The 7,082-nt window shown below is 53.0% G+C and carries 6 protein-coding genes and 1 pseudogene; 6 read left to right on the top strand and 1 reads right to left on the bottom strand.

Going from position 1 to position 7,082, the window contains the following annotated elements:
• The 5 genes and pseudogenes from hemA to kdsA all read left to right on the top strand — a co-directional run.
• Window positions 1-421: pseudogene (gene hemA, locus Q7O77_RS12420) on the top strand (glutamyl-tRNA reductase); the annotation flags it as partial.
• Window positions 422-467: 46 nt separating this feature from the next.
• Window positions 468-1,550 carry a peptide chain release factor 1 gene (gene prfA / locus Q7O77_RS12415; RefSeq protein WP_304167719.1) on the top strand — a complete coding sequence of 361 codons (1,083 nt, stop codon included), beginning with the start codon at window positions 468-470 and terminating at the stop codon, window positions 1,548-1,550.
• Window positions 1,550-2,383 carry a peptide chain release factor N(5)-glutamine methyltransferase gene (gene prmC / locus Q7O77_RS12410; RefSeq protein ID WP_304167716.1) on the top strand — a complete coding sequence of 278 codons (834 nt, stop codon included), beginning with the start codon at window positions 1,550-1,552 and terminating at the stop codon, window positions 2,381-2,383. The genes prfA and prmC overlap by 1 nt, the downstream gene beginning before the upstream one ends.
• A gap of 249 nt (window positions 2,384-2,632) precedes the next feature.
• The gene (gene sirB1 / locus Q7O77_RS12405) at window positions 2,633-3,442 is read left to right on the top strand and encodes an invasion regulator SirB1 (RefSeq protein WP_304167713.1); all 810 of its coding nucleotides are present in this window, start codon (window positions 2,633-2,635) and stop codon (window positions 3,440-3,442) included.
• A 44-nt stretch (window positions 3,443-3,486) separates the two neighbouring features.
• Window positions 3,487-4,341, top strand: a complete 855-nt coding sequence (kdsA, locus tag Q7O77_RS12400) for a 3-deoxy-8-phosphooctulonate synthase (protein WP_304167710.1) — start codon at window positions 3,487-3,489, stop codon at window positions 4,339-4,341.
• Between the two features lie 602 nt (window positions 4,342-4,943).
• Here the strand turns inward: kdsA and ydgH are convergent.
• Window positions 4,944-5,894, bottom strand: coding sequence for a DUF1471 family protein YdgH (ydgH, locus tag Q7O77_RS12395; protein ID WP_304167707.1), 951 nt, complete (start codon window positions 5,892-5,894; stop codon window positions 4,944-4,946).
• A gap of 506 nt (window positions 5,895-6,400) precedes the next feature.
• On the opposite strand from ydgH, the gene Q7O77_RS12390 reads away from it, so the two are divergent.
• The coding region (locus Q7O77_RS12390; RefSeq protein ID WP_304167705.1) for a Re/Si-specific NAD(P)(+) transhydrogenase subunit alpha at window positions 6,401-7,082 on the top strand (682 nt) is incomplete at its 3' end.

The following is a 7,082-nucleotide window of genomic DNA, read 5'->3' as shown; positions in this document are numbered from 1 at the left end:
TGCCGTACCACGCGATATCGAGCCGGAAGTTGGCAAGCTGCCCAACGTTTACCTGTACAGCGTGGACGATCTGCATGCGATCGTGCAGCAGAACCTGGCGCAGCGCAAAGCGGCCGCTGTACAGGCGGAATCTATCGTGCAGCAAGAAAGCTCGGAATTTATGGGCTGGATACGTTCGCAGACGGCGGTAGAAACCATTCGTGATTACCGCTCTCAGGCGGATATGTTGCGTGAGGAAATGACGTCTAAAGCGCTGGCCGCGATCCAGCAGGGCGGGGACGTAGAAGCTATCGTGCAAGAATTGACGTATCGCCTGACTAACCGGTTAATTCATGCTCCAACCATCTCTCTTCAGCAGGCTGCCCGCGACGGCGATCAAGACCGTTTGCAAATTTTGCGTGACAGCCTCGGCTTGAACTAGCATCCTTCTCACCCTTTTCGATTAACGACAGGATATAACACCACGCATGAAGCCTTCTATTGTTGCCAAACTGGAAGCACTGCAAGAGCGCCATGAAGAGGTCCAGGCGCTATTGGGCGATCCCGGCGTGATCGCCGATATGGACCGTTTTCGAGCTTTGTCCCGGGAATATGCTCAGCTGACCGACATTACCCGTTGTTTCCAGCGCTGGCAGCAAACGCAGGAAGATATCGTGACGGCGGAAACGATGCTGGACGATCCTGAAATGCGCGAAATGGCGCAGGAAGAGCTGAGCGAAGCAAAATCCGCAAGCGAGGAGTTGGAACAGCAACTGCAGGTGCTGCTGTTGCCGAAAGATCCTGACGACGATCGCAGCTGCTATCTGGAAATTCGTGCCGGCACCGGCGGCGATGAAGCGGCGATTTTTGCCGGCGATCTCTTCCGCATGTATAGCCGCTACGCAGAATCACGGCGCTGGAAGGTGGAAGTGGTCAGCGCCAGTGATGGCGAGCATGGTGGTTACAAAGAAGTGATCGCTAAAGTTATCGGTGACGGCGCATACGGACAGTTGAAGTTTGAGTCCGGCGGCCATCGCGTGCAGCGTGTACCAGCGACGGAGTCTCAGGGGCGCATCCATACCTCTGCCTGCACCGTGGCCGTGATGCCGGAAGTGCCGGAGGCCGAATTGCCGGAGATTAATCCGTCAGATTTGCGCATCGATACCTTCCGCTCATCCGGCGCGGGCGGACAGCACGTCAACACCACTGATTCCGCCATCCGCATCACGCACATTCCTACCGGCATTGTCGTGGAATGTCAGGATGAGCGTTCGCAGCATAAAAACAAAGCCAAAGCGCTTTCCGTGCTGGGCGCGCGCATCCGTGCCGCAGAAGTGCAAAAGCGTCAGCTTGAAGAAGCGTCGACACGCCGAAACCTGTTGGGCAGCGGTGATCGTTCCGACCGTAACCGTACCTATAACTTCCCGCAGGGGCGCGTAACCGATCACCGCATTAACCTGACCTTGTATCGTCTGGATGAAGCGATGGAAGGCAAGCTGGATATGCTGATCCAACCGATCGTGCAGGAATACCAGGCGGACCAGCTCGCCGCGTTGTCCGAGCAAGAGTAATGAATTATCAAAGCTGGCTGCAGCAGGCCATACAACGGTTGCAGGACAGCGACAGTCCCCGGCGCGATGCGGAAATCTTGCTCGGTTTCGCGACGGGCAAGGCGCGGACTTTTATCATGGCGTTCGGTGAAACCACGCTGTCAGAGGCAGAGCGACAACAACTGTCGCAGCTGCTGGAACGGCGTGTTGCCGGTGAGCCCATCGCCTATCTCACCGGGCAAAAAGAGTTCTGGTCACTACCGCTTCATGTTTCTCCCGCCACGCTCATTCCGCGTCCGGACACTGAGTGTCTGGTCGAACTCGCATTGAGTTACCTTCCGACAGAGCCTGCCGACATACTGGATTTGGGCACCGGCACGGGCGCTATCGCATTGGCCCTCGCCAGTGAGCGACCGGATTGCCGCGTGCAGGGCGTGGATGTTCAGCACGAGGCGGTGACGTTAGCGAAGGAAAACGCCCAACGGCTTGGCATCAGCAACGTCTGTTTTACTCAGGGAAGCTGGTTTTCAGGCGTGGAGGGGCGACGCTTCTCGCTCATCGTCAGTAATCCTCCCTACATCGACGCTGAAGATATCCACTTGTCGCAAGGCGACGTGCGTTTCGAACCGAGCAGCGCGCTGATTTCTGGCGAAGCGGGCCTGGCGGATTTGCGCGTTATTATCGCCGCATCTCCCGAGTATTTACTGCCCGGTGGCGGTTTGCTGTTGGAACATGGCTGGCAGCAGGGCGGAGCGGTGCGTGATTTGCTGAAACAGCGCGGTTTTATCCGGGTTGAAACCTGCAAAGACTACGGCGGCAACGATCGGGTTTCGTTGGGTTTTTGGCCGAAGTGATGCTCCTTTCACCCCAAATGCCGGCAAAGTGATACACATCGCGCATTTTGCCTCTCCCTGTCCGTGGAATGCTGGCTGCGAGAGAGCCCGTTTGGCATAATTACTTACATTCTGTCTCGCGTCCGGGGGTTGTGACACCTGTGATGACGACAGTAAATTAGCAGGATAGCGTTAATGTTTTGCCTTGGTGGGCCTGCTATCTTTAAAACGCTGGATTATCACCAAGTTACCTATGCTGATGGAATACCTATGAGTGCTATTGCCGATTTCGAATTCAACCGCTCACCGTTGAGTGAAGGGGTAATCTTAGTTTCCCAGGAAATACGCTGTGACTTCTCTGCGACGGAAGTGCGACGAAATCTGCAACACCTTGTCGATGAGGCCCGGAAGGCCATCCCGACGCATCTGGCCCCGGAACAGAAGCTGGAAAATCTGATTGCGCTGTTTTTCGGCGCTTGGGGCTTTGGCGGCGCCAGCGGCGTGTATCGGCTGTCAGACGTGTTATGGCTGGATAAAGTTCTCTCCACACGTCAGGGAATGCCGGTTTCGCTGGGCATTATTTTTATGCACATCGCTCAGCAGATTGATCTGCCTTTGATGCCTGTTATTTTCCCTACCCAGTTTATTATTCGCGTCGATTGGCTGGATGAAGAGATGTGGCTCATCAACCCGCTTAACGGCGACACATTGAGTGAGCATGTGCTGGATGTCTGGTTGAAAGGGAACATTGGCCCTTCAACGCGCCTGTTGGATGAGGATCTGGACGAAGCGGAAAACGTCATGATTGTCCGCAAGCTGCTGGATACGCTGAAAATCGCGCTAATGGAAGAAAAGCAAATGGAGCTGGCGCTGCGCGCCTGCGAGGCCGTGCTGCAATTCGACCCGGAAGACCCTTACGAAATTCGTGACCGGGGATTGATCTACGCTCAGCTTGATTGCGACCATATTGCGCTCTCTGACCTGAGTTACTTTGTAGAACAATGTCCGGAAGACCCTGTCAGCGAGATGATCAAAGTGCAGATACACTCCATCGAACAGAAAGACATTGTGTTGCATTAACTGCGAATTTGGTTTTTTGATTTATCCGACATTAAGGTAACTGTATGAATAACAAAGTGGTAAACGTCGGGGATATCCCGGTTGCCAACAATCTTCCCTTTGTGCTGTTTGGCGGTATGAACGTACTCGAATCTCGCGATCTGGCGATGCGGATTTGCGAGCACTACGTCACCGTCACGCAAAAGTTGGGCATTCCCTACATTTTCAAAGCGTCGTTTGATAAAGCTAACCGTTCTTCCATTAACTCTTACCGTGGCCCAGGGCTGGAAGAGGGGATGAAGATTTTTCAGGAACTGAAGCAGACCTTCGGCGTAAAAGTAATCACCGACGTTCATGATGCACAGCAGGCCCAGCCGGTATCTGAAGTCGTTGACGTTATTCAGTTGCCCGCATTTCTGGCGCGTCAGACCGATCTGGTTGAAGCAATGGCCAAGACGGGTGCCGTGATCAACGTGAAAAAACCGCAGTTCATCAGCCCAAGTCAGGTCGGGAATATCGTTGATAAGTTCCGTGAGGGTGGCAACGAGCAGGTCATTCTGTGCGATCGCGGCAGTAACTTCGGCTATGACAACCTGGTTGTCGACATGCTGGGCTTCAACGTCATGAAGCAGGTCTCTGACGGTTCTCCGGTGATTTTCGACGTCACCCATGCTTTGCAATGTCGCGACCCGTTCGGTGCCGCATCCGGTGGGCGTCGTGGTCAGGTGACGGAATTGGCGAGGGCAGGGATGGCCGTTGGTCTGGCCGGTCTGTTCATTGAGGCTCATCCAGACCCGGATAACGCCCGTTGCGACGGTCCTTCAGCATTACCGCTGAGCAAGCTGGAGCCGTTCCTGCAGCAAATCAAAGCCATTGATGATCTGGTGAAGAGCTTCCCTGAACTGGATACCAGCCATTAACTGACGGCATTTCCGTCAATTTAAACTTAGCCTGCGCATCAGCAGGCTTTTTTGTGTCGTAATCAATAAAAAAGTCTTCTTTAGTTACAACATGCTATTCGCTATGAAATAAAGACCATACTTAAACTTCTGTGCAACACTTCATTATTCCAGCAGAGAATCAGGCAGCGAGTCATTTAATTGTCACCGTGATTGCGGCGTTCTAAGGCGAGAAGGGAACAGCCTGTCGAAAATCCTCAACATTGCTATACCGCATTCTGTTCGCGACCAATACCCTATAAAAACAGGAAGTTTGCGTTCTTGTGGAACGTCTTCTGACTTCATCAGATTCAATCAGCCCCAATAGAAGTTAGTATCTCTATTCTCGATATCACTACTCAATACTTTGTTGTAACGAAAGCAATCTAAAGAACGGACGACAGTCTTAGTCGCTGTGACACTTGAATACAGGGATTACATTCAATGTTCCGCTGTTATGGTCAGTTAATCAGAGGCGTGTTGGCGATACCGTCACAGGTGCATTGAATGAAATGAAATACGGATAGGGGCAGAAGGGAAGCAACGGGATACCGGCTATAGGCCGATATCCCGTCAGGGGCGCATTACTTGTAGAGATCGGCGCTAATCGTGTAGCGATCGGCGTTATCCTGCCACTCCTTGGTAATGTGGTAATACTTCGCGCCTTTTTCTGCCGCACGCTTGGCAATGGCTTCGGTGATGTCGGTCGGCGTGCTGAAACGGCCGCGGATGCTGACAGAATCAAATGGCACCATCTGTGCCGCCGTCGCATTGTTCAATTCCTGAATACGATTACCGTCTTTTGTCGTCACCGTATAACGTGGCCCCACGGTAGAAGCCTGCGTTTGGAAGAAATTGCCGACATTGCTACTCAGGCTGGAAGAGGTGGCGACGCCAGGGATTTCAACGTGTTTAGCCGCTTCGCCGCCTGCGGCCAGCGCCGCTTTACCGGCCTGGGAATCAGCAGGGATGACATCCGGGCTCTGGACACGACGTTTAGCCGCATCTTTTTTGTAGATGAAGGCGGTAATGCTCTGGCTGTTGCCGCGGGAGTTAATATCGACCTGGCGAACAATAAAGAAGGAGTAGGCACCTTTGCGCTGTGCGGCTTCGCCAATCGCCGCAGTCACATCAGGCTGCGTTGGGAAATAGCCGCTCACCGTCACCGTGTCAAAAGGCTCCAGCTGCGACGCCTCATTTTTTGGCAGCTCTTTCACGCCGCTAAAGGTGCGGTAGGTGGTGACGTTGGAAACCTTCGGTGCATCATTATGATACAGGTCGACCGTCACCGCCCAACGACCGCCGTTTACTTCAGCCGTGCTCTGGATATAAAACGCATCTGCGCCTTTTTCGTCAGCACGCTTGGATGCATCGGCCGTCGCTTCATAGATAGCGTTATAACGGCCCATAAAGGTAATACGTTCGAAGGGTTTAACGGCTTCGGCTTTTTCCGGCGTCAATTCCTGCGCAGCCTGCGCGGAAAACGCTAATATGGAGAGGAGGGTGGAGGCAATAACGCGAGTTCTCAGCTTCATAAAAAATCCTTTCGCCTGACGCAGTACGGTTAATTCGAATAGGCACACTGTGTGTTAGCCGCCGATTATGTCACGTAATAATGCCTAGTGCTTCAGCATTTTAAAGCAAACGCTTTTGCCGAATCATCGACCGGAAAGAGGAGGGAAAATGTGGCAATAAAGACCACTGATATCATTGAGTCCATCATCACAGTTTTTTATCAGCACGCCCCGCCAATAACCGCGATTTTCGGCTAATTTTGTGAACCAATCGAAAATAATTTTTCGACAATTATGTTAAGGAACATGGGGTTTTAGGGGCCGCCGACGCGAAAAATCGTGGTTTGACTCGCCCTTACTGGGGTTTTAGATCAAAATTATTTTACGAGTGGATCATTACTTCCATTTTCAGTAGGTTATAACGGCATTTATCGAAAAGTTCGAGGGTATGAACTTATGCGATAAATAATTCTTCAGGTAAATCATTATAACAACCTTCGTTAAATCTGAGCGAAAAGGGATTCCGTATGCGTATTGGTGTACCAAAAGAACGGCTAACCAATGAAGCCCGCGTGGCCGCAACGCCGAAAACGGTGGAGCAGTTGCTAAAATTGGGCTTCGAGGTAGCAATAGAACGTGGGGCAGGGAAACTTGCCAGCTTCGAAGATTCCGCCTACGAACATGCAGGCGCGACGATCCTGGATACAGCGGATATCTGGCAGAGTGACATCATTCTTAAAGTGAATGCGCCGGAAGACGACGAGGTCGCGCTGACTCGTGCAGGAAGCACCGTAGTCAGTTTCATCTGGCCCGCACAAAACCCTGAACTACTAAAAAAACTGGCCGACCGTCAGGTGACCGTGATGGCGATGGACTCCGTGCCGCGTATTTCCCGTGCACAGTCGCTGGACGCCCTGAGCTCGATGGCGAATATCGCCGGCTACCGCGCGATTGTTGAAGCCGCCCATGAATTCGGCCGTTTCTTTACCGGACAAATCACCGCAGCGGGTAAAGTTCCCCCGGCGAAAGTCATGGTGATCGGCGCTGGCGTTGCCGGGCTGGCGGCTATCGGTGCAGCGGGAAGCCTGGGCGCTATCGTTCGTGCCTTCGACACCCGTCCGGAAGTGAAAGAGCAAGTGCGCAGCATGGGCGCAGAGTTCCTGGAACTGGACTTTGAAGAAGAAGCCGGCAGCGGCGATGGCTACGCCA

It is taken from the genome of Lonsdalea britannica (genome assembly GCF_946477055.1).
GTDB lineage: Bacteria > Pseudomonadota > Gammaproteobacteria > Enterobacterales > Enterobacteriaceae > Lonsdalea > Lonsdalea britannica_A.
Note: the sequence above shows the minus strand (reverse complement) of the source record. Positions and strands in the feature narration are given on the sequence as shown.

Excerpts from the sequence above, each read along its gene's own strand:
- prfA (WP_304167719.1), top strand. The coding sequence starts at position 468 with ATGAAGCCTTCTATTGTTGCCAAACTGGAAGCACTGCAAGAGCGCCAT.
- prmC (WP_304167716.1), top strand. The coding sequence starts at position 1,550 with ATGAATTATCAAAGCTGGCTGCAGCAGGCCATACAACGGTTGCAGGAC.
- sirB1 (WP_304167713.1), top strand. The coding sequence starts at position 2,633 with ATGAGTGCTATTGCCGATTTCGAATTCAACCGCTCACCGTTGAGTGAA.
- kdsA (WP_304167710.1), top strand. The coding sequence starts at position 3,487 with ATGAATAACAAAGTGGTAAACGTCGGGGATATCCCGGTTGCCAACAAT.
- ydgH (WP_304167707.1), bottom strand. The coding sequence starts at position 5,894 with ATGAAGCTGAGAACTCGCGTTATTGCCTCCACCCTCCTCTCCATATTA.